Genomic DNA, 18,691 nt, shown 5'->3' on the forward strand with positions numbered 1-18,691 from the left:
CAGAATGATGGCGTGAAGACACGAAGGTAGCCTCTCCCAATGCCTGCGAGGTGAGCTGTCGGATTCGGATGGGAGTCACCCGGCCACGCTGCTTCCTGGGAAGCTTGTGACTTAACCCCAAGGCCTTCTGAACATGAAGGCCAAAATTGGTTCCCCCGCCCCTGCCAGACGATGAAATGCGAACGGACCTTGAGCGGTGGCAGAGTTAGGCAATCCACTCAAGAGCGTCAACTTCGGAAAAGTTGACGCGAGTTAGACGGTACAGCAGTTTTGCTTCAATGTCACATTCAGGTCACGGCGCGTCGCGGACATGTGAGAGCGGGCAACCATTTGGCTACAGCCAGCCCATGGGATCGACAACTTCGCCATTGACCTGCACCTCGAAGTGGAGGTGGCAGCCAGTGGATGCGCCCGTGGTACCGCTCAGTGCCACCACGTCCCCGCGGGAGACGGTCTGGCCCACCTTGACGTTGAAGGACGAGAGATGGTTGTAGGTGGTCTCCAGCCCGTTGCCGTGGTCAATGACCACGCGGTTTCCGCCACCGAACTGGTGCCAGCCGGCAAAGGTCACGGTACCTGTCGCGGCGGCCAGGACCGAGGTCCCGCACTGCGCCACGAAGTCCTGGCCCCGGTGGAAGTCTCCGGAGCCTCCGGTGATCGGACTGACCCGGTAGCCGAAGGGGGAAGCGGTGGTGAGGGAGGCGAGGGGTGCAGCCAGGGTGCCGGCCGAAGCGGCACGCGTGACGGAGCCGGCGGACTGGGCGCTCAGGAGTTGCTTCAGCTTCCCGTCCGGGTCGGCCTGGGTCACCACGGCCGACCGGCTGAAGTCGATCTGTGCTCCGACATCGGCCGAGATCTGGGGCTGGGGGCTGACGGCGGACGCGGCCATGGGGGCACTGCCGGCGGCATCCGTGGCCATGACGGGACTCGTGGCGGGCACCGTGACCGTCAGCACCAGGCCTGTGGCGGCAAGGGCAATGCCGGCTTTTTGGCCAATACCGCTGGCGGCGGCAAACTCCGTCATCTGCCGGAAGGGACCCCGGCGGCGGCGCGCGTCACGATGCAGGTCGCGGGGGCGCTCCGCTGCGACAACTTCGGCAACCCGGGGTGCCGAAGGGGGGCCGGCCGCGCGGCGGCGGCCCCGGGAGGTCTGCATGGTCAAGAAGGGTTCCTCTCTGGAAGAAGCCTGCGGAGTTAGCTGTCGGATTCGGGTCAGAGAGATCAAAGACCCGGTCCGCCTTAGGCAAGCTTCTGCACAGGGGGTATTCCCGGAAGAATCCTTCACTGGAGAGGCTTGCTGCTGACGGACTTCACCCCAAGGCAGTCCCCCGCTGCCGCTTGTGGTTCCCCCGCCTCTGCCAGTAACGACTCGTGCACCTGGCCCGCTGGCAGAGCTCGGCTCCGGATCAGGTAACGCTTATGTATCAACGCTTGGTTCCACTATAGGGGCTTAAGACCCTAGGTAACAATTCCGTTACCTTTGCGTGGTTGCCCCTCTGTGGGGTATGGGCGCCCCGATCAGGGCTGGCTGATGGCCACAAAGACGTGGGCGGCAACCTCGGGCGGCAGCTCCAATGCGCCTTCGATTCCAGGGACCCGCACGGAGATGTATTCGCCCACGCGTTCCAGCGCCACGGCGGCACCCGGCCGGATACCGCCCTCGTCCAGCTGCGCCAGCAGTTCCGGTTCCACCTGGATCGGCTCCGCCAGGCGGCTGATGGTCACTCCGGAGGCGGGCCCGTAATTCTTCATCGCTTCCACCAGGCTGATGGCGCCGTCGGCAAAGCCGGGCCCCGCCTGGCCGCCCAGCGCCGCAAGGCCAGGGATGGGGTTGCCGTACGGCGACTCGGTGGGGTGGTCCAGCATCTCGTAGATGCGGCGCTCAACGCGCTCGCTCATGACATGTTCCCAGCGGCAGGCTTCGTCGTGGACGTAGGCCCAGTCCAGGCCAATGACGTCTGCCAGCAGGCGTTCGGCCAGCCGGTGCTTCCGCATGACCTCCGTGGCGCGCTTGCGGCCCGTGTCCGTGAGTTCCAGGTGCCGGTCGCCGGATACGACCACCAGCCCGTCCCGCTCCATGCGGCCGATGGTCTGGGAAACGGTGGGACCGGAGTGGCGCAGACGCTCGGCGATACGGGCCCGAAGGGCAACGATGTTTTCTTCCTCAAGCTCCAGAATGGTCCTGAGGTACATCTCCGTAGTGTCGATCAGATCCGTCATCCAGCTCAGCTCCTCGAGCGCAGTACCTTGCGTTGTCCCACCGTATCGCCTCTTCGCGCAAAGTAGTCCGGGGGAAAGCTTAGCCTATTTTGACTTTGTCCGAATAGCCGCGCCCCGAGGGGCTGCGCGGGGACGGTACGTCTCACTGTCCGGACTATGACGGGCCTGGCTCCCGCCCCCGGCGGCGGTTCAGGCAGAATGGGAATGGCCCGCAGCGCAGCCACCGGCGCTGCCGGCCACCGACCGCCCGCCCTTCCGGACCAAACTTTTGTCCCCGCCGAATTGGAGCACCTGTGAGCGACACCAGCATCACGATCCCCGCCGACCTCCTGCCCCAGGACGGGCGGTTCGGAGCCGGCCCGTCAAAGGTCCGGCAGGAGCAGATCGACGCGCTGGCAGCAGCTTCCAAGACGATCCTTGGCACATCGCACCGGCAGGCCCCGGTCAAGAACCTGGTCGGAGCGGTCCGTGAAGGGCTGAGCCAGTTCTTCCGCGCCCCGGAAGGCTACGAGGTGGTCCTCGGCGTCGGCGGCTCCACGGCTTTCTGGGACATCGCGAGCTTCGGCCTCGTGGAGAAGAAGGCCCAGCACCTGTCCTTCGGTGAGTTCGGGTCCAAGTTCGCCGCCGCCACCAACAAGGCGCCCTTCCTGGAAGCCTCCTCCATCATCAAGTCCGAGCCCGGCACCCGGCCCGCAGCCAAGGCCGAGGCCGGCGTGGACGTCTACGCCTGGCCGCAGAACGAGACCTCCACCGGCGTCGCCGCCCCCGTCAAGCGGGTAGCCGGAGCCGACGAGGGATCACTGGTCCTCGTGGACGCCACATCGGCGGCCGGCGGACTGGACGTGGACGTTGCCGAGAGCGATGTCTACTACTTCGCCCCGCAGAAGAACTTTGCCTCCGACGGCGGCCTCTGGCTTGGCCTGTTCTCCCCCGCAGCGCTGGAACGCGCCGCGCGCATCAAGGCCAGCGGCCGCTGGATCCCGGATTTCCTGGACCTGCAGACCGCGATCGATAACTCCCGCCTGAACCAGACCTACAACACCCCGTCGCTGTCCACGCTGGTGACGCTGAATGCCCAGGTCCAGTGGCTGAACTCCAACGGCGGCCTGGACTTCGCGGCTGCGCGGACGGCCGATTCAGCCGGCCGCATCTACAGCTGGGCGGAAGCGTCCGGCTTCGCCACCCCGTTCGTGGCCAAGCCCGAGGAACGCTCCAACGTGATCGCCACGATCGACTTCGACGAATCGATTGATGCCGCCACCGTGGCCAAGGTCCTGCGCGCCAACGGCATCGTGGACACCGAGCCTTACCGGAAGCTGGGCCGCAACCAGCTGCGCATCGCCACCTTCGTGGCCATCGAGCCCAGCGACGTCTCCGCCCTGCTGGCCAGCATCGACTACGTGGTGGGCGAGCTGCGCAAGTAACCCGAGCTGCGCAAGTAACCCGAGCTGCGCAAGTAACCACAGTTAAAGCACGACGGCGCCGCCCGGGTTTCCCCCGGACGGCGCCGTTTGTTTGTGGTCAGGAAGTCCTTGTTTCGGCGTCAGGCTCCGCGCCGTCGTCGGCCGGCCCTTCATCCCCGGGTTCCCGCTCCGCTGCCGGAAGCCCATCCGGGGTCCCCTGCCCGGGCTCCTGCTGTTCCGGTTCCTGCTGTTCCGGCTCCTGCTGCTGTTCGTCCTCGGGACGGACGCGTTCGGCCCACGGCACCCACTCCGGGGCCAGGACGGAGTCCCCGGACGGCAGCAGGCCCAACTCGTTGACCGTGACCACCTTGGAGCGCGAGTTACGGGTCAGTACCGCATACCACTGCCAGCCCACATAGCCGGGCAGCCGGGATTCGAACAGGTGCGTGACCAGCCGGTCGCCCTCGCTCTTGGCTGCCAGGTGCGGCCCGATGGTGCCGGCCGGGGTGATGCCCTCCACTGCAGCCCGGGCCGTGTCCACCGCCGCGGCCAGGAAAGCATCGGGCTTGCCCGTGCGCCACACGGGCACGCCTGCCTTGCGCTTGGGCTGGGTCTTGGCAGCCTGCTCCTGCACTGGCGTGCCCGGCTGATCAGGTTGGGGGTCCATGGGCAGCCTAAACGTCCAGCTCGTCGGCAACCTTACGCAGGGCGGCAGCAATGGCCTTGCCCTTGTTGCCGTCCGGGTACTTGCCCTTGGACAAGGTTCCGGACAGGTTGTCCAGGACGGTCACCAGGTCCTGAACCAGCGGGGCGAGGTCCTTCGCGCTGGGGCGCTTGGCCTTGGCGATGGACGGGGTCTTGTCCAGCACCCGCAAGCCCAGGGCCTGGGCGCCCTTGCGGCCGTCCGCAACCCCGAACTCAACCCGGGTGCCCGCTTTCAGTTCCGTCACGCCCTCGGGCAGCGACGACTTGGGCAGGAAGACCTCCTGGCCGTCTTCGCCCGCGAGGAACCCAAAGCCCTTGTCCTTGTCATACCACTTGACCTTGCCGGTAGGCACGTAATCAACCTTCTTCGTTCTGCTGTCATGAGACACGGCCGGCTGCCACCGCGTCCGCATTGTTGTGCGGGTTCAAGGTATGGCCAGCGCAAACCGTGTTGGTCTGTATCCTTCAAGGTTATCCTGCCGCGTGCCCTAATCACGCTTCCGGCCGCACCGTTCCGCCCCGGGCGCAAGCTCCCGGTGCTTTCACTTGCGGCGCTGCTGCCGCTGTAGCGTTACGTCCATGACTCCCTTGCGTTACCGGCGGCCGCTGATGGTCCTCGCCGCTGTTATAGCCGTGCTGTCCCTCATTGCTGTGGGAACTGTGATGGCGCTTGCCTTCGCCAACACGGTCGCCCCCGCCTGGGTCACCTACTCGGCCCTTTACGGCCTGCCGGCGGCCTTCATCCTGATGCTCCTGGTGGTCCTGGACGGCGTTGCCGCCCGGCGGCGGGCGGGGAAGCGGGAGCCGCGGTAACGTTGGACTGATGTCCCTCATTCGAGCGCTCGGCAAGGACCTGGAGGCGCGCAGCGACGACTCGTTGCGCGCGTTGTTCGCCGCGCGGCCGGACCTCATTTCCCCCTCTGTTCCGGACTTCGCCGCGCTGGCGGCGCGTGCCAGTTCACGGGTCAGCGTCCAGCGTGCGCTGGAGCGCCTCACCCGGCCGCAGATGCAGGTGCTTGAGACCCTCCATCTGTGCACCAACACGGACACCGGGCACAGCGCCTCGGCGGAGGGCCTGCACCAGTTGATCCGGGGTTCATCCCTGGCCGTCATCGAACAGATCATGGACACCCTGCAGGAACTCGCTTTGGCGCATCCTGCTGTCCCCCCGCATGGCGCCCACGCCCAGGCTGCCGGGCACCACTACTACCTCCCCGTCGGCTCCCTCAAGGATGTGGTGGGAATCTATCCCGCCGGGCTGGGCCGCAGCTACACGGAGCTGGTCCGCCTGCAGCCGGCCTTCGCCCAGCGGGTGGTCCAGCTGGTCTCCGAACTGCACCGCGGCGGATTCGCGATCCACGATGCCAGCACGCCCATGGAGGCGGCGCTGGCGCTCCAGCATTGGACCTCCTCCCCCGAGGCACTGCGGGACATCCTCGCCAACGCCCCGGAACGGACGACGGCGTTGCTCGCCAGGTTCCGCAACTGGGCCATGGGTGCCGTCCCCCAGGCGCAACGGAAAGCGTCGGTCACCACGGAGGGTGCCGACGTCGGGCCCGTGGACTGGCTCCTTGCGCGCGGGCTGCTGGTTCCGCTGGATGCCGCCCATGTGGAGTTGCCGCACAGCGTGGGGCTGGCCCTGCGCGGCGGGGCGATCATCGACGACTTCACCCTGTCCCCGCCGGTCCCGGAGCTTGGCCGGACCACCGCGGCGCTGCGCAGGAATGCAGCGCTCAGCGCCATCTCTGAAACCCTGCGGCTGGTCTCCGAACTGCTGCATGCCGTCAGGGAGAACCCGCTGGCCACGCTGCGCAGCGGAGGCGTGGGGATACGCGAGATGCGCCGCCTGTCCGACCAGCTGCGCGTCGACCAGGGCGTGACGGGCCGGCTGTTGGAGCTGTGCGGCCTGGCGGGCCTGATCCGCCTCGACGTCGACTCGTCCTCATGGGTGCAGCCGCCGCAGCTGGAATGGCTGGTACTGCCGAGGCAGGAACAATGGCTGTGGCTGGTCAACGCCTGGCTGGCCAGCGAGCGGGTGCCATCTATGGTGGGCCAGCCCATGAACACGGCAGCGGCAGCACCATCCCGGGGACCGTCAGGAGCCACCATCCCGGCGTTGTCCGCCGGTGCGCAGCGGCCTGACGCCCCGGTGGTCCGCAAGCGCATCCTGGAGATCCTGCACGAACTCACGCTCGAAGCTGCAGGACCGGACGGCACCGTGCCCGTGCTGGATGCCGCCGCGGTCCTGCAGCGTGCGGAATGGTCCCAGCCGCGGATGGCCCGGCGGTTCAGTTCCCTCATCCGGGGAGTCCTCGCCGAGGCGGAGATGCTGGGCCTGGTGGGCTCAGGTGCGCTGAGCCAACTCGGAAGCGCGTTCGCCGAAGACCAGCCCGATGCTGCCCTTGCCATCCTTGGCGAGCACCTGCCGGCAGCCCTGAACCATGTGCTGTTGCAGGCAGACCTGACCGCCGTTGCGCCCGGCTACCTCGCTCCCGCCCTGACCGAAAAGCTCCTGGTCATGGCGGACGCCGAGGGGCAGGGCCCGGCCACCATCTACCGCTTCTCGGCGACGTCCATCAAACGGGCACTCGATGAGGGCTACGACGCCGCAGGCCTGCTGGCGTTTCTCCGGGAACACTCCGCCACCGCTGTCCCCCAGCCGCTGGAGTACCTGGTGGAGGACACGGCCTCCCGGCACGGCCAGCTCCGGGTGGGCCAGGCCGCAAGCTTTGTCCAGAGCGATGATGAAGCCGCACTCCGCGAGTTGCTGGCGGGGCCCAAAGCGGCGCAGCTCGGCCTGGCCCGCCTTTCCCCCACGGTCCTCACGTCGTCGGCACCGCCCCGCGAACTCGCCGCCGCACTTCGGAGCCTGGGCCTGTCCCCTTCTGTGGACGGCGTCGAACCCGCCGCCCACGTCCGCCGGTCTTCCATACCGCAGGAAAGCCTGCGTCCCGTCTATACCGCCCCGCGGATGGCGCCCGCGGCGGAGGAGGTTGACGCCCAGCTGGACGTCCTGCGGCGGCCGGGCCCCGCCGTCGGACACCACCCCGGTACCGCCGCCGGCGGCGAGGCAGCAACCCAGCTGGGGCTTGAGGCACTGCAACGGGCCATCCGGCTGAAGCAGCGGATCCACATGAACGTGGTGGACAATCTGGGGAATGCAAGCCTGGAAATTGTTGTTCCGCTTTCTGTGAGCGGGGGCCGGGTCCGCGTGTTCGATCCTGCCAAGGACACCGAGCGGGTCCTGTCCGTCCATCGCATCATCGACATTGAGGCCGCAGAGGAACTGCGCCAGTAAAGGATTCCCCGCGTGACCGACGGACCCCTGATCGTCCAAAGCGATAAAACCATCCTCCTCGAGGTGGACCATGAGCTGGCCACCGAGGCCCGGCACGCCATTGCGCCGTTCGCCGAACTGGAGCGGGCGCCCGAGCACATGCACAGCTACCGGCTGACCCCGTTGGGGCTGTGGAACGCCCGGGCCGCCGGGCTGGATGCGGAGAAGGTGCTGGATGCGCTGCTCAAGTACTCGCGTTTCCCGGTTCCGCATTCGCTGCTGATCGACGTCGAGGAGACCATGTCCCGGTATGGACGCCTCCGCCTCGAAAAGGACCCGCGCCACGGACTGGTCATGCGGACCGATGACTACCCCGTGCTGGAGGAAGTGATCCGGGCCAAAAAGATCGCACCGCTGCTGGGTCCAAGGATCGACGGCGAGACGGTGGTGGTGCATGCCTCCCAGCGTGGGCAGCTCAAGCAGCTGCTGCTGAAACTCGGCTGGCCGGCGGAGGACCTGGCCGGTTACGTGGTGGGCACGCCGCACCTGATCTCCCTCAACGAGGACGGGTGGAAACTGCGGCCCTACCAGCGCCTGGCCAGCGAAAACTTCTGGGCGGGCGGCAGCGGGGTGGTGGTGCTGCCCTGCGGCGCCGGCAAAACCCTGGTGGGGGCCGCGGCCATGGCCACCGGTTCCACCACCACACTGATCCTGGTCACCAACACCGTGGCCGCCCGGCAGTGGAAGGACGAACTACTCAGGCGCACCTCCCTTACAGAGGAGGAAGTGGGCGAATACTCCGGCGCCCTGAAAGAGGTCCGGCCGGTGACCATCGCCACCTACCAGGTGCTCACCACCAAGCGCGGCGGCATCTACCCCCACCTGGAACTGGTGGACGGCCACGACTGGGGACTCATCATCTACGACGAGGTCCATCTCCTGCCCGCACCGATCTTCAGGATGACGGCCGACCTGCAGGCCCGCCGCCGCCTTGGGCTGACCGCCACCCTGGTCCGGGAGGACGGGCGCGAGGGCGAGGTGTTCAGCCTGATCGGACCCAAGCGGTATGACGCACCCTGGAAGGACATCGAGTCCCAGGGCTACATCGCGCCGGCCGACTGCGTGGAGGTCCGCGTCGACCTGCCAAAGGACGAACGCGTGGCCTACGCCATGGCCGACGACGCGGACAAATACCGGCTGTGCGCCACCTCCGAATCCAAGACACACGTGGTGGAGCAGCTGGTGGCGCTGCACGCCGGCGAGCAGCTGCTGGTGATAGGCCAGTACATTGACCAGCTGGACGATCTGGGCGAGCGGCTGCAGGCACCGGTGATCAAGGGCGATACCTCCGTCAAGGTACGGCAGAAGCTCTTTGACGCGTTCCGCGCCGGGGAGCTGCAGACCCTTGTGGTGTCCAAGGTGGCCAACTTCTCCATCGACCTGCCGGAGGCCTCGGTGGCCATCCAGGTCTCAGGCTCCTTCGGCTCGCGGCAGGAGGAGGCGCAAAGGCTGGGCCGGCTGCTGCGGCCCAAGAAGGACGGCAGGGCGGCCCGCTTCTACTCACTCGTGGCACGGGACACCCTGGACCAGGAGTTCGCTGCCAGGCGCCAACGGTTCCTGGCCGAGCAGGGGTATGCCTACCGGATCATGGACGCCAAGGACGTGCACGCCGCGGACTGACCCGCAGCGTGCACGCCATTCACGTCACGCCCTCGGAACTGTCGCGCTCCATGGTGCCCGTTCTGGGATCGAACTGCGGGCGTTCGTAGGCCAGTTCCCCGCCGCTGCGGCCGCCGTAGGGACGGCCGTGGTCCGCAAATTCCTCCCGGAAGAAGGCCAGGCACCATTGCCCCATCTGGATCCTTGCCCCGGTCCGCAGGACGGATGGTCCCGTCAGGGAGACGCTGCCGCTGACGGGACCGTTCGGTACCAGGACGTATTCATCCTGCCCGTCGTGCCTGATTTCGGCGTGCAACTCCGCCAGGCCCTCGAGGCGGACGTCCGCGCCTGCGCCGCTCCCTATCGTTGTAACGTCTGCCGTGAGGGCCACCTCCCGCGGAATCTGCCCGGTCCAGGTGGCGGCGTCCTGGACAAAGATCAGCCGCGGCCGGCCACCGCCCCTGGCGTAGTGGGTGGTGGTGATGCGGCGGGTGATCTTCCGCTGGACAGTGGGCACCAGCGGCAAGGGAGTCGACGGCGGCAGCAGCCGCATTCCTTTGGGCCTCCGCCTGCCCTGGCGGACCAACGGCAGCAGGGAGCCGAGTTTGCCGAGCTTGATGTGGGGGGAACGCGTGACCAGCCGCTGGGAGGCAGGGCTGGCCACGTTGCCCAGGCTGAGGATGTTTCCGCCGGGGCCGGCCACGGTGATGCTCACCCCCTTGCGGGCCAGCAGCTCCGCCAGCGGTTTGATCTCCTCCAGGGAGGGCAGCCCGCCGCCGGTCAACGGCTCCAGGCCTTCCAGGGACACTGTTACCTCGGTGCCGGCGGCCCTGGCGCTGCCCGAGGTGACGGCACCGGACTCGTCCGTGTAGGAGAAGTCCAGATCAACGTCCAGACGGTACTGGGGCATGTCCGTCAGCCGCGGTTCGCGTCCGACCCGGCGGCATCCCTGTCGCTGGTGGTGACGCGCAGGCTGCCGTTGAGCTTCCATGTGGCGCGCGGCGCGTCCGGGCCGATGTCGCGTGGAACTTCAATGGTCATATCGACGAACTGGTAGTTGATCGCAGCACCCTTGCCGGTGAGATAGGACCACATCTCCTCGGCAAGGTCTGCCCAATCCCGGATGCTGCGTTCGTTTACAGCTGCGTTTTCAGAAGCACTCAGGTCAGTCATGATGGTCTATCCCCTTCGATGGGCCAGGAACTATCGGGTTACTACCGTTGTTGGCGCGGGACCACCAGGGACGGGACGAGGCGGCAGCCGGTGATCCGTTGGAACGCTGGTGCCGGGCTTGACCGCCCGGCAAGCATCACTGTATTCCCGGCCGCAGGGCGGGGGAAGATGCCGGGCGCGGAACGTTCTTGCCGTGAATTGGGTTCCCTGGTGCGTAACAACGGTCTGCGACGCACACTGGAAGCATGAGTCCACGAATCATTCCCGTCGTGCCCGGGCCCGGGCAGGAGTCGGTCTGGGACTATCCCCGGCCGCCGCGGATCGAACCCAGCACGGAACGCATACGCATCGTACTTGGAGGCGAGGTGATCCTTGACACCACCGACTCGCTGCGCGTTCTTGAGACCAGCCATCCACCGGTGTACTACGTCCGGCAGTCAGCATTCGTCTCCGGCGCGCTGGAGCCTGCTGCCGGCAGCAGCTTCTGCGAGTTCAAGGGCGCGGCCAATTACCTGACGGTGCGCGGCGGGGGTAAGGAGGCGGACGGCGCTGCCTGGTCCTACCCCGAGCCGGCGTCCGGGTTTGAGGCGCTCGCCGGGCGGGTGGCCGTCTACGCCGGGAGGATGGATTTCTGCGAAGTTGACGGGGAACGGGTGCAGGCGCAGCCGGGCCGCTTCTATGGTGGCTGGATCACCAGCCGCGTGGTGGGTCCCTTCAAAGGCGAGCCGGGAACAATGGACTGGTAAGCCCAAGCGGGCCTTCATCATGCTCACAACGAATATCCAGACAACTCCCAGAGACTGGGAGCATGATGGGAACATGAACAAGAACGGTCCAGAAGCCAGGCTGCTCGTCGTCGACGATGAACCCAACATCCGCGAGCTCCTCTCTACGTCATTGCGGTTCGCCGGCTTTGAAGTGGTCTCCGCTGCCAACGGGCGCGATGCCCTCGCCGCGGCCGACACGCACGCCCCTGACCTGGCCGTGCTGGACGTCATGCTGCCTGACATGGACGGCTTCACCGTGACCCGCCGGCTCCGTGCCGCCGGGAAGCACTTCCCGGTCCTCTTCCTGACCGCGAAGGACGACACCGAGGACAAGGTCACCGGCCTCACCGTGGGCGGTGACGACTATGTCACCAAGCCCTTCAGCCTCGACGAAGTGGTGGCCCGGATCCGCGCCGTCCTGCGCCGGACGCAGCCCCTGCTGGACGACGATGCGGTGATCCGCGTTGACGACCTCGAACTCGACGACGACGCCCACGAGGTGCGGCGCGGGGGCACTGTCATCGAGCTCTCCCCCACGGAATTCAAGCTGCTGCGCTACCTCATGCTCAATCCCAACCGGGTGCTGTCCAAATCGCAGATCCTGGACCATGTGTGGGAGTACAACTTCAACGGCGACGCGTCCATCGTGGAGTCCTACATTTCCTACCTTCGGCGGAAAGTGGACATCGACCCGGAGGCGCCGGCCCTGATCCAGACCAAGCGCGGCGTGGGCTACGTGCTCCGGACGGCTGAAAAGCGCTGACCTTGCTGAAGCGGTGGAAGTCGGCCTCGCTCAGGTCGCAGCTGGTGGCCATGATCATGGCCCTGCTGATTGTGGCCCTGACGGTGACCGGAGCGGTCACACTGACGCTGCTGCACAGCTATCTCCAGGGGCAGGTGGACGACAAGCTGAATGCCGCCGTCGACTCTGCCCGGAAACAGCGCTCGTTCACGCAGCTGCAGGCGCCCAGCTCCATTCCCACCGACTATTCGCTGATGCTCTTCGCCCCGGGTGAGCAGCCGTACACCTTCGGCGGCGATCCGGACGACCACCCGGACATCAGCGCCATCTCCGTGGAGCAGGCGCAGGCACGCGGGCTGGTTCCCTTCCAGGTCCGTGGAACGGACGGGGAAAACTGGCGGGTGGTGGCAGTGACCGTCCAGAACGGCCAGACCACCGCCGTGGTGGTCATCGGCCTGCCCCTGGAGAGCGTCGACGATGTCCTCAAGCATGCCACCCTGGTGGTCACCGGGGTGGGCCTGTTGACGCTGCTGCTGGCCTCGCTTATTGCCAGCTGGACCGTGTCGAGGTCCTTCCGGCCGCTGGCCCGCGTGGAGAAGACTGCGGCAGCGATTGCCGCCGGTGACCTCTCCCGCCGTGTGGAGGTGGAGAACCCTGCCACCGAGCTGGGCCGGTTGAGCAGCTCGCTGAACGCCATGCTGGCGCACATCGAGACCGCGTTCGCTGCACGGACCGCCTCTGAGGCACGGATGCGCCGCTTCGCCGCCGACGCGTCCCACGAACTGCGCACTCCCCTGGTCACCATCCGCGGGTTCTCCGAACTGTACCGCCACGGCGCCCTGGCGACGGACGAAGACGTGGCCACCGCCATGGGCCGGATCGAAAGCGAAGCCAAGCGCATGGGTTCGATGGTTGAGGACCTGCTCCTGCTGGCACGCCTCGACGAACAGCGGCCGCTGCAGCAGAAGCCCGTGGACCTGCAACTGATTGCGCACGACGCCGTGGTTGATACCCAGGCCAGCGACCGGTCCCGGCTGATCACGCTCACCGGACTCGACGGCGGACCGGCGGCACCGGCCCCGGTCCTTGGGGATGAGGCCAAGCTGCGCCAGGTGGTGGGCAACCTCGTGGGCAATGCCCTGCGCTATACCCCGGAGGGCAGCCCCATCGAAGTCGCCGTCGGGGTCCGCGGGACGGACGGCGAAGAACGTTCCATCATCGAAGTCCGGGACCATGGGCCGGGTATCTCGGAAGAGGACGCAGCCAAGGTCTTTGAACGCTTTTACCGGGCTGACACGTCCCGGACCAGGGAGACGGGCGGCAGCGGCCTCGGGCTCGCCATCGTGGCGGCCATCGTGGGGTCGCACGGCGGTTCGGTAAGGGTGGAAAAGACCGACGGCGGCGGCGCCACGCTGGTGGTGAGCCTTCCGCGGCGTGAGGATTCCGCCCGCACTGGCGGCGCGGACGGGCAGGAAACCACCGCCCGCAGTGCCGCAGGGGCCAAGGGCAGCGACGGGTCCGTTATCCACATATAGTCCTCCGGCCATGGCTGCCGCCCGGTTCTGCTCCATAGGCTCGTCCCAGCAGCCCGGATCCGCCGGGCGCGGGGGCGGTCCGCCCGCCGTATCGAAAGGCACAGCCATGAGCATTATTTCCGTCGACCCCGAATTACTGCAGCTGAAGTCCGCGAACGTCCAGGCCACCGTGGACCGGATCAGCGCGGACGTGCACGCAATGAAGCGTGGCCTCGACGAACTGCAGGGATCATGGCGCGGTGCAGCGGCCACCAACTTCCAGGCGCTCATCACCGAATGGACCATCACCCAGGGCCGGGTGGAGGCGTCGCTCGCGTCCATCAACGCGGCCCTGGCCTCTGCAGCGGCCACGTATGCCCAGGCGGAGCAGGGAAACACGCAGCGGTTCAGCTGACGCCCATGTGAGCTGAACGGTTCGCCTACGCTTCCGGCGTTCCCTGATGGAACCGCAGCCGCCACCGGCCGCCGTCGAGGACCCACAGCGAGCTGCGCAGCGTGGTGCCTGAGCGGGCGAAACTGCGGTAGGTCAGCAGGACCGCGCTGGTGCCGATGCGGTCAGCGCCCAGGATTTCGATATCGGTCCGTTCACCGGGATCCTCTTCGAGGGCCATCATCATGGCGTCCCGGGTCCAGACCCTTCCCGAGCTGCCAATCTCCATGAAGTCCGGGTGCAGCAGGACAGCCGTCCGGCCGATATCCCCCCGCACCAGTGGGCCCAGCAGCTCACGTTCGAGCTCTTCGACCAGCGCCTCAGGCGGGATGGCGCCGGCCTGTTGCGTTGCCTCGGCCATGTCAAGGGCGTCTGTGTCCAGTTCGCTGAACAGGTCAAGTTCATCGAAGGCCGGGAGCGGTTCAGGGGTGGCGCGCGGCCTGCCGGCGCCCGCGGCCGGTGCGCCGCCGCCGGCCCCTGGTACCGGGCGCCCAGGAGCAGCGGTCGGGATGTCCAGGGTGGCGGGCGGGAAGCCAATACCGGAGGGCTGCCCGTCGGCCGCATGTCCGGAGCCGGATGGGGTCGCAGCAGGTTGGTGTGCGGCTTCGTGGTGTGCAGCTGCGTGGTGCGCGCCAGGGTGGTGTCCGCCGGGGAACCCGGGCCCGGACCTTGCTGCCACGCCCTGCTGGTACGCCGTTGCCGCGGCCCTGGCCCGTTCGTCCGCAGCCTCGTTCAGCTCATGGCCGGCGTGGCCCTTGACCCACTCAAATGTGTAAACCCGGCCGGCCAGCTCGCGGTCGAGTTCCTTCAACAGTTCCACGTTCAGGACGGGTTTTCCGTCTGCCTTGCGCCAGCCCTTGCGCTTCCAGCCCGGCATCCATTTGGTAATTGAGTTGATCACGTACTGGCTGTCGCAAAGGATGCGCAGGTCCTCACCGGGCAGGTGGGCGGTGGCGCGCAGGAGGTCAAGGACAGCCATCAGCTCACCCTGGTTGTTGGTCCCGTGCGGCCAGCCCCCGGCCCGCCAGCAATCGTCATTCACATACCAGGCCCAGCCAGCCGGACCGGGATTTCCCAAGGCCGAACCATCAGCCGCTGCAGTAATCGTCACCAAACCATCCTGCCAGAAGCCACCGACATTGGACCGACGCCACAGCATCCCAGCCTGGGCGAGCTGCCGCACCCCTTCCGGCGCCCCGGCAGCGGGCTGTGCGAATGGTCGTAAGCGCAACTTTGACGGCCGAAGCGACAGGGGTTGGGAAAACGCTTACCGAAACTTCTTGACGTGAGCATGCCGGGCGCGACACAATCACTTCATCACTCGAGAAAACGGTTTCTGATCTTCGCCGGTCCGCGCATCACGGCGACCCCGGCGCACAAGGAGCCCATCCGGAAGGAACATCAATGACGATTCCAGTCGTAAGCCGGCGCCGCTTCCAGCTGGGCGCGGCCGCGCTGGCCCTCTCCATCCTGGCCACCGGCTGCGGGGCCCCCGGCGGTTCAGGCGACAACGGCCAGGTGACCTTGCGGTTCGCCTGGTGGGGCAATGAATACCTGAACGCACAGACAAACAAGGTCATCGCGGCCTTTGAGGCATCGCACCCGAACATCAAGATCAAAGCGGAGCCGGGAGAATGGTCCAGCTACTGGGACAAGCTGGCAACGAAGACCGCCGCCAACGATGCGCCCGACGTCATCCAGATGGACCAGAAATACATCGCCGAATACGGCGGCCGCGGGGCGCTGATGGACCTGTCCAGGCAAAACGGCATCGATACCTCAAAACTGGACAAGGAAGCGCTTGCGTCGGGCCAGTACGGGGGCGCCCAGTACGGGCTGAGCACAGGCCGGAACGCCTATGTCATCATGGCCAACACGAAAGTGTTCCAGGCAGCGGGAGTGCCCGTGCCGGACGACAAGACCTGGACGTGGAAAGACTTCGTGGACACGGCGGCGAAGATCAGCGCAGCAGGTGACGGGAAGAGTTACGGGGCCGCTTATGGCAGCAACGAAGCCGACCTGATCATCTGGCTGCGCCAGCACGGCGAGAATTTGTACTCAGGGGACGGCAAGCTCGACTTTGAAGCCGCGACTGCAGCGTCCTTCTGGGAACGGATCAAGGAACAGCGCGACTCCAAGGCCAGCCCGGCGGCCACCGTGGCAACCGAGGATGCAGGGGCAGGACTGGAGGAAAGCCTGTTCGGAACAAACCGGGTGGCCATGGCCTGGTGGTGGACCAACCAGCTTGGTTCCCTTGAAGCCACCACCGGCAGCAGCATAAAGATACTGCGGGCCCCCAGCGTCGACGGCGCCTCGGCCGGCAATGGCATGTACTACAAGCCCACCATGTTCTGGTCTGCATCCTCCCGTTCGAAGCATTCCCAGCAGGCCGCGGAGTTCATCAACTACCTCACCAACAGTCCGGAGGCGGGCGCCATCCTGATGACCGACAGGGGCGTCCCCACCAATCCGGACATCGTTTCGGGCATCACCCCGCAGCTTAAGCCGGCTGACACCACCGTGGTTGGATTCCTGAAGGACATAGCCCCGGACATCAAGGACGCACCGCCTGTCCCGCCCGTGGGTGCAGGGAGCGTCCAGAACGTCATCAGGAGGTACACGGATGAAGTGCTGTACGACCGGATGACCCCGCAGGCCGCGGCGGAAGCCTTCAAGAAGGAAGTCCAGGGGATGCTGGATTCGGCCCGGAAGTAACTCCCCTCCCACAGCTCCTTGTCCAGGCGGCCAAGCCGGCACAGGCCGCATCCGTGGCCGGGAACAAAACCTCCGGCACAAAAGTGCGGCCCCCTCGCAAACGAGGGGGCCGCACTTTGCGGTTGGCGGGAGAGGTCCCGGCAGGAGGGCTTAGAAGCCGCCCATGCCTCCCATGCCGCCCATGTCGTCTCCGCCTGCGGGGGCGGCGTTCTTCTCCGGCTTGTCAGCCACCACTGCTTCGGTGGTGAGGAACAGGCCAGCGATGGAAGCCGCGTTCTGCAGGGCAGATCGGGTTACCTTGACGGGGTCGTTGACGCCGGCAGCCAGCAGGTCGACGTATTCGCCGGTGGCTGCGTTCAGGCCGTGGCCTGCGGGCAGGCCGCGGACCTTGTCCACCACGACGCCCGGCTCGAGGCCGGCGTTGAAGGCGATCTGCTTCAGCGGGGCGTCGATGGCAACGCGGACGATGTTGGCGCCGGTTGCTTCGTCGCCGGAGAGCTGCAGGTTGGCGAATGCCTTGGCACCGGCCTGGATGAGGGCCACGCCGCCACCGGCCACGATGCCTTCTTCAACTGCAGCCTTGGCGTTGCGGACTGCGTCCTCGATGCGGTGCTTGCGCTCCTTGAGCTCAACCTCGGTGGCGGCACCGGCCTTGATGACTGCAACGCCGCCGGCCAGCTTGGCCAGCCGCTCCTGCAGCTTCTCGCGGTCGTAGTCGGAGTCCGAATTCTCAATCTCGGCGCGGATCTGGGAAACGCGGCCGGCGATCTGGTCGGCGTCGCCGGCACCTTCAACGATGGTGGTCTCGTCCTTGGTGACAACAACCTTGCGGGCCTGGCCCAGGAGTTCCAGGCCGGCGTTCTCCAGCTTGAGTCCAACCTCTTCGGAGATGACCTGGCCGCCGGTGAGGACGGCGATGTCGGCCAGCTGGGCCTTGCGGCGGTCGCCGAAGCCCGGAGCCTTGACGGCGACAGACTTGAAGGTGCCACGGATCTTGTTGACGATCAGGGTGGCCAGGGCCTCGCCCTCGATGTCCTCGGCAATGATCAGCAGCGGCTTGTTGGACTGCATGACCTTTTCCAGGACAGCAACCAGTTCCTTGACGTTGGAGATCTTGGAGTTGACGATCAGGATGTACGGATCCTCAAGGACCGTTTCCTGGCGCTCGGCGTCCGTGACGAAGTAGGCGGAGATGTAGCCCTTGTCGAAGCGCATGCCTTCGGTGAGCTCGAGCTCCAGGCCGAAGGTGTTGGACTCCTCGACCGTGATAACGCCTTCCTTGCCCACCTTGTCCAGGGCTTCGGCGATGAGGGCACCGATTTCGTCGTCACCGGCGGAGATGGAGGCGGTGGCCGCGATCTCTTCCTTGGTTTCGATTTCCTTGGCGGAAGCCAGGAGTTCGCGGGTGACAGCCTCGACGGCCTTCTCGATGCCGCGCTTGAGGGACAGCGGGTCGGCGCCGGCGGCAACGTTGCGCAGGCCTTCCTTGACCAGGGCCTGTGCCAGGACGGTGGCCGTGGTGGTGCCGTCGCCGGCAACATCGTCGGTCTTCTTGGCAACTTCCTTGACCAGCTCAGCGCCGATCTTCTCGTAAGGATCGTCCAGCTCGATCTCCTTGGCGATGGAAACACCATCGTTGGTGATCGTGGGGGCGCCCCACTTCTTTTCGAGGACGACGTTGCGTCCACGCGGGCCGAGGGTGACCTTAACGGCGTCGGCGAGGGTGTTCAGGCCACGCTCAAGGCCGCGGCGTGCCTCTTCATCAAATGCAATGATCTTGGCCATAACGGCAGTAGTCCTTTCGGGACAGTCGTTAAGAATGAACCTTCGCTGCAGTGCCCGCGACGGACGATCCTTTGACGGCGGCCTCTGTATGCCTCCGGGAGGGGATCTCACTGAAGTGAGGTGTTTCTTTCGCTCCTCGTCCGGTGCCCCGCGCCGCCGGCCGGAACCAGGCTTTGCTTTAGCAGTCGGTACGTCAGAGTGCTAACTCAATAATTAGCACTCCCCAGGTGAGAGTGCAAGCGAAAAGACGCCGGACGGGCGGGTAGGGGCAGCGGCTTCG

Annotated in this window: 17 protein-coding genes and 2 riboswitches; of the genes, 9 read left to right on the forward strand and 8 right to left on the reverse strand. The window is 66.5% G+C overall.

Annotation, left to right across the window (positions count from 1 at the left end; all coding sequences use genetic code 11):
• Nucleotides 1-26 precede the first annotated feature (26 nt).
• A riboswitch (cyclic di-AMP (ydaO/yuaA leader) is annotated at nt 27-206 on the reverse strand.
• Between the two features lie 128 nt (nt 207-334).
• Nucleotides 335-1,156 (reverse strand): M23 family metallopeptidase, encoded by an 822-nt coding sequence (locus tag ACV095_RS16640; protein ID WP_134165667.1) that lies wholly within the window; start codon nt 1,154-1,156, stop codon nt 335-337.
• Between the two features lie 12 nt (nt 1,157-1,168).
• Nucleotides 1,169-1,393: riboswitch (cyclic di-AMP (ydaO/yuaA leader) on the reverse strand.
• Nucleotides 1,394-1,518: 125 nt separating this feature from the next.
• Nucleotides 1,519-2,220, reverse strand: coding sequence for an iron-dependent transcriptional repressor DtxR (locus ACV095_RS16645; RefSeq protein ID WP_018769550.1), 702 nt, complete (start codon nt 2,218-2,220; stop codon nt 1,519-1,521).
• 293 nt (nt 2,221-2,513) lie between these two features.
• Between ACV095_RS16645 and serC the strand changes: the two genes are divergently transcribed.
• The gene (gene serC / locus ACV095_RS16650) at nt 2,514-3,644 is read left to right on the forward strand and encodes a phosphoserine transaminase (RefSeq protein ID WP_056389141.1); all 1,131 of its coding nucleotides are present in this window, start codon (nt 2,514-2,516) and stop codon (nt 3,642-3,644) included.
• Nucleotides 3,645-3,741: 97 nt separating this feature from the next.
• Here serC and ACV095_RS16655 read toward each other — a convergent pair whose 3' ends face one another.
• A complete protein-coding gene (locus ACV095_RS16655) occupies nt 3,742-4,290 on the reverse strand; it encodes a DUF3027 domain-containing protein (protein ID WP_056389144.1) in 549 nt (182 codons plus the stop codon).
• A gap of 7 nt (nt 4,291-4,297) precedes the next feature.
• Complete coding sequence (locus tag ACV095_RS16660) at nt 4,298-4,681, reverse strand: cold-shock protein (protein WP_018762148.1); 384 nt, start codon at nt 4,679-4,681, stop codon at nt 4,298-4,300.
• A gap of 226 nt (nt 4,682-4,907) precedes the next feature.
• On the opposite strand from ACV095_RS16660, the gene ACV095_RS16665 reads away from it, so the two are divergent.
• The 3 genes from ACV095_RS16665 to ACV095_RS16675 are packed head-to-tail and all read left to right on the forward strand — an operon-like array spanning nt 4,908 to nt 9,285.
• Entirely contained in the window at nt 4,908-5,141 is a 234-nt protein-coding gene (locus ACV095_RS16665; RefSeq protein WP_144601288.1) for a hypothetical protein, read from the forward strand.
• 10 nt (nt 5,142-5,151) lie between these two features.
• A complete protein-coding gene (locus ACV095_RS16670; protein ID WP_478222311.1) occupies nt 5,152-7,626 on the forward strand; it encodes a helicase-associated domain-containing protein in 2,475 nt (824 codons plus the stop codon).
• A gap of 12 nt (nt 7,627-7,638) precedes the next feature.
• The gene (locus ACV095_RS16675; protein WP_478222312.1) at nt 7,639-9,285 is read left to right on the forward strand and encodes a DNA repair helicase XPB; all 1,647 of its coding nucleotides are present in this window, start codon (nt 7,639-7,641) and stop codon (nt 9,283-9,285) included.
• 19 nt (nt 9,286-9,304) lie between these two features.
• Here the strand turns inward: ACV095_RS16675 and ACV095_RS16680 are convergent, their stop codons facing one another.
• Complete coding sequence (locus ACV095_RS16680) at nt 9,305-10,174, reverse strand: FHA domain-containing protein (RefSeq protein ID WP_478222313.1); 870 nt, start codon at nt 10,172-10,174, stop codon at nt 9,305-9,307.
• A 5-nt stretch (nt 10,175-10,179) separates the two neighbouring features.
• The gene (locus ACV095_RS16685) at nt 10,180-10,437 is read right to left on the reverse strand and encodes a hypothetical protein (RefSeq protein WP_134165648.1); all 258 of its coding nucleotides are present in this window, start codon (nt 10,435-10,437) and stop codon (nt 10,180-10,182) included.
• A gap of 245 nt (nt 10,438-10,682) precedes the next feature.
• On the opposite strand from ACV095_RS16685, the gene ACV095_RS16690 reads away from it, so the two are divergent.
• The 4 genes from ACV095_RS16690 (at nt 10,683) to ACV095_RS16705 (ending at nt 13,875) form a co-directional block, all read left to right on the forward strand.
• Nucleotides 10,683-11,183: a DUF427 domain-containing protein gene (locus ACV095_RS16690; RefSeq protein ID WP_026265813.1), complete on the forward strand. Its 501-nt coding sequence runs from the start codon at nt 10,683-10,685 to the stop codon at nt 11,181-11,183.
• A gap of 73 nt (nt 11,184-11,256) precedes the next feature.
• Complete coding sequence (locus ACV095_RS16695; protein WP_018769540.1) at nt 11,257-11,967, forward strand: response regulator transcription factor; 711 nt, start codon at nt 11,257-11,259, stop codon at nt 11,965-11,967.
• A 2-nt stretch (nt 11,968-11,969) separates the two neighbouring features.
• Nucleotides 11,970-13,481, forward strand: coding sequence for a sensor histidine kinase (locus ACV095_RS16700; protein WP_268002622.1), 1,512 nt, complete (start codon nt 11,970-11,972; stop codon nt 13,479-13,481).
• 106 nt (nt 13,482-13,587) lie between these two features.
• Nucleotides 13,588-13,875 carry a WXG100 family type VII secretion target gene (locus ACV095_RS16705; RefSeq protein WP_268002621.1) on the forward strand — a complete coding sequence of 96 codons (288 nt, stop codon included), beginning with the start codon at nt 13,588-13,590 and terminating at the stop codon, nt 13,873-13,875.
• Between the two features lie 25 nt (nt 13,876-13,900).
• Here ACV095_RS16705 and ACV095_RS16710 read toward each other — a convergent pair whose 3' ends face one another.
• Entirely contained in the window at nt 13,901-15,022 is a 1,122-nt protein-coding gene (locus ACV095_RS16710; RefSeq protein WP_144601291.1) for a ribonuclease HI family protein, read from the reverse strand.
• A 293-nt stretch (nt 15,023-15,315) separates the two neighbouring features.
• Between ACV095_RS16710 and ACV095_RS16715 the strand changes: the two genes are divergently transcribed.
• Nucleotides 15,316-16,626 (forward strand): ABC transporter substrate-binding protein, encoded by a 1,311-nt coding sequence (locus ACV095_RS16715; protein WP_056389162.1) that lies wholly within the window; start codon nt 15,316-15,318, stop codon nt 16,624-16,626.
• 150 nt (nt 16,627-16,776) lie between these two features.
• Here the strand turns inward: ACV095_RS16715 and groL are convergent, their stop codons facing one another.
• Nucleotides 16,777-18,411 carry a chaperonin GroEL gene (groL, locus tag ACV095_RS16720; protein ID WP_018769535.1) on the reverse strand — a complete coding sequence of 545 codons (1,635 nt, stop codon included), beginning with the start codon at nt 18,409-18,411 and terminating at the stop codon, nt 16,777-16,779.
• Between the last annotated feature and the right edge of the window lie 280 nt (nt 18,412-18,691).

Source organism: Arthrobacter sp. JDC6, assembly GCF_056484025.1.

Coding starts and splice junctions, on each gene's coding strand:
- ACV095_RS16640 (WP_134165667.1), bottom strand. CDS start 1,156: ATGCAGACCTCCCGGGGCCGCCGCCGCGCGGCCGGCCCCCCTTCGGCA.
- ACV095_RS16645 (WP_018769550.1), bottom strand. CDS start 2,220: ATGACGGATCTGATCGACACTACGGAGATGTACCTCAGGACCATTCTG.
- ACV095_RS16655 (WP_056389144.1), bottom strand. CDS start 4,290: ATGGACCCCCAACCTGATCAGCCGGGCACGCCAGTGCAGGAGCAGGCT.
- ACV095_RS16665 (WP_144601288.1), top strand. CDS start 4,908: ATGACTCCCTTGCGTTACCGGCGGCCGCTGATGGTCCTCGCCGCTGTT.
- ACV095_RS16670 (WP_478222311.1), top strand. CDS start 5,152: ATGTCCCTCATTCGAGCGCTCGGCAAGGACCTGGAGGCGCGCAGCGAC.
- ACV095_RS16680 (WP_478222313.1), bottom strand. CDS start 10,174: ATGCCCCAGTACCGTCTGGACGTTGATCTGGACTTCTCCTACACGGAC.
- ACV095_RS16685 (WP_134165648.1), bottom strand. CDS start 10,437: ATGACTGACCTGAGTGCTTCTGAAAACGCAGCTGTAAACGAACGCAGC.
- ACV095_RS16690 (WP_026265813.1), top strand. CDS start 10,683: ATGAGTCCACGAATCATTCCCGTCGTGCCCGGGCCCGGGCAGGAGTCG.
- ACV095_RS16695 (WP_018769540.1), top strand. CDS start 11,257: ATGAACAAGAACGGTCCAGAAGCCAGGCTGCTCGTCGTCGACGATGAA.
- ACV095_RS16705 (WP_268002621.1), top strand. CDS start 13,588: ATGAGCATTATTTCCGTCGACCCCGAATTACTGCAGCTGAAGTCCGCG.
- ACV095_RS16715 (WP_056389162.1), top strand. CDS start 15,316: ATGACGATTCCAGTCGTAAGCCGGCGCCGCTTCCAGCTGGGCGCGGCC.
- groL (WP_018769535.1), bottom strand. CDS start 18,411: ATGGCCAAGATCATTGCATTTGATGAAGAGGCACGCCGCGGCCTTGAG.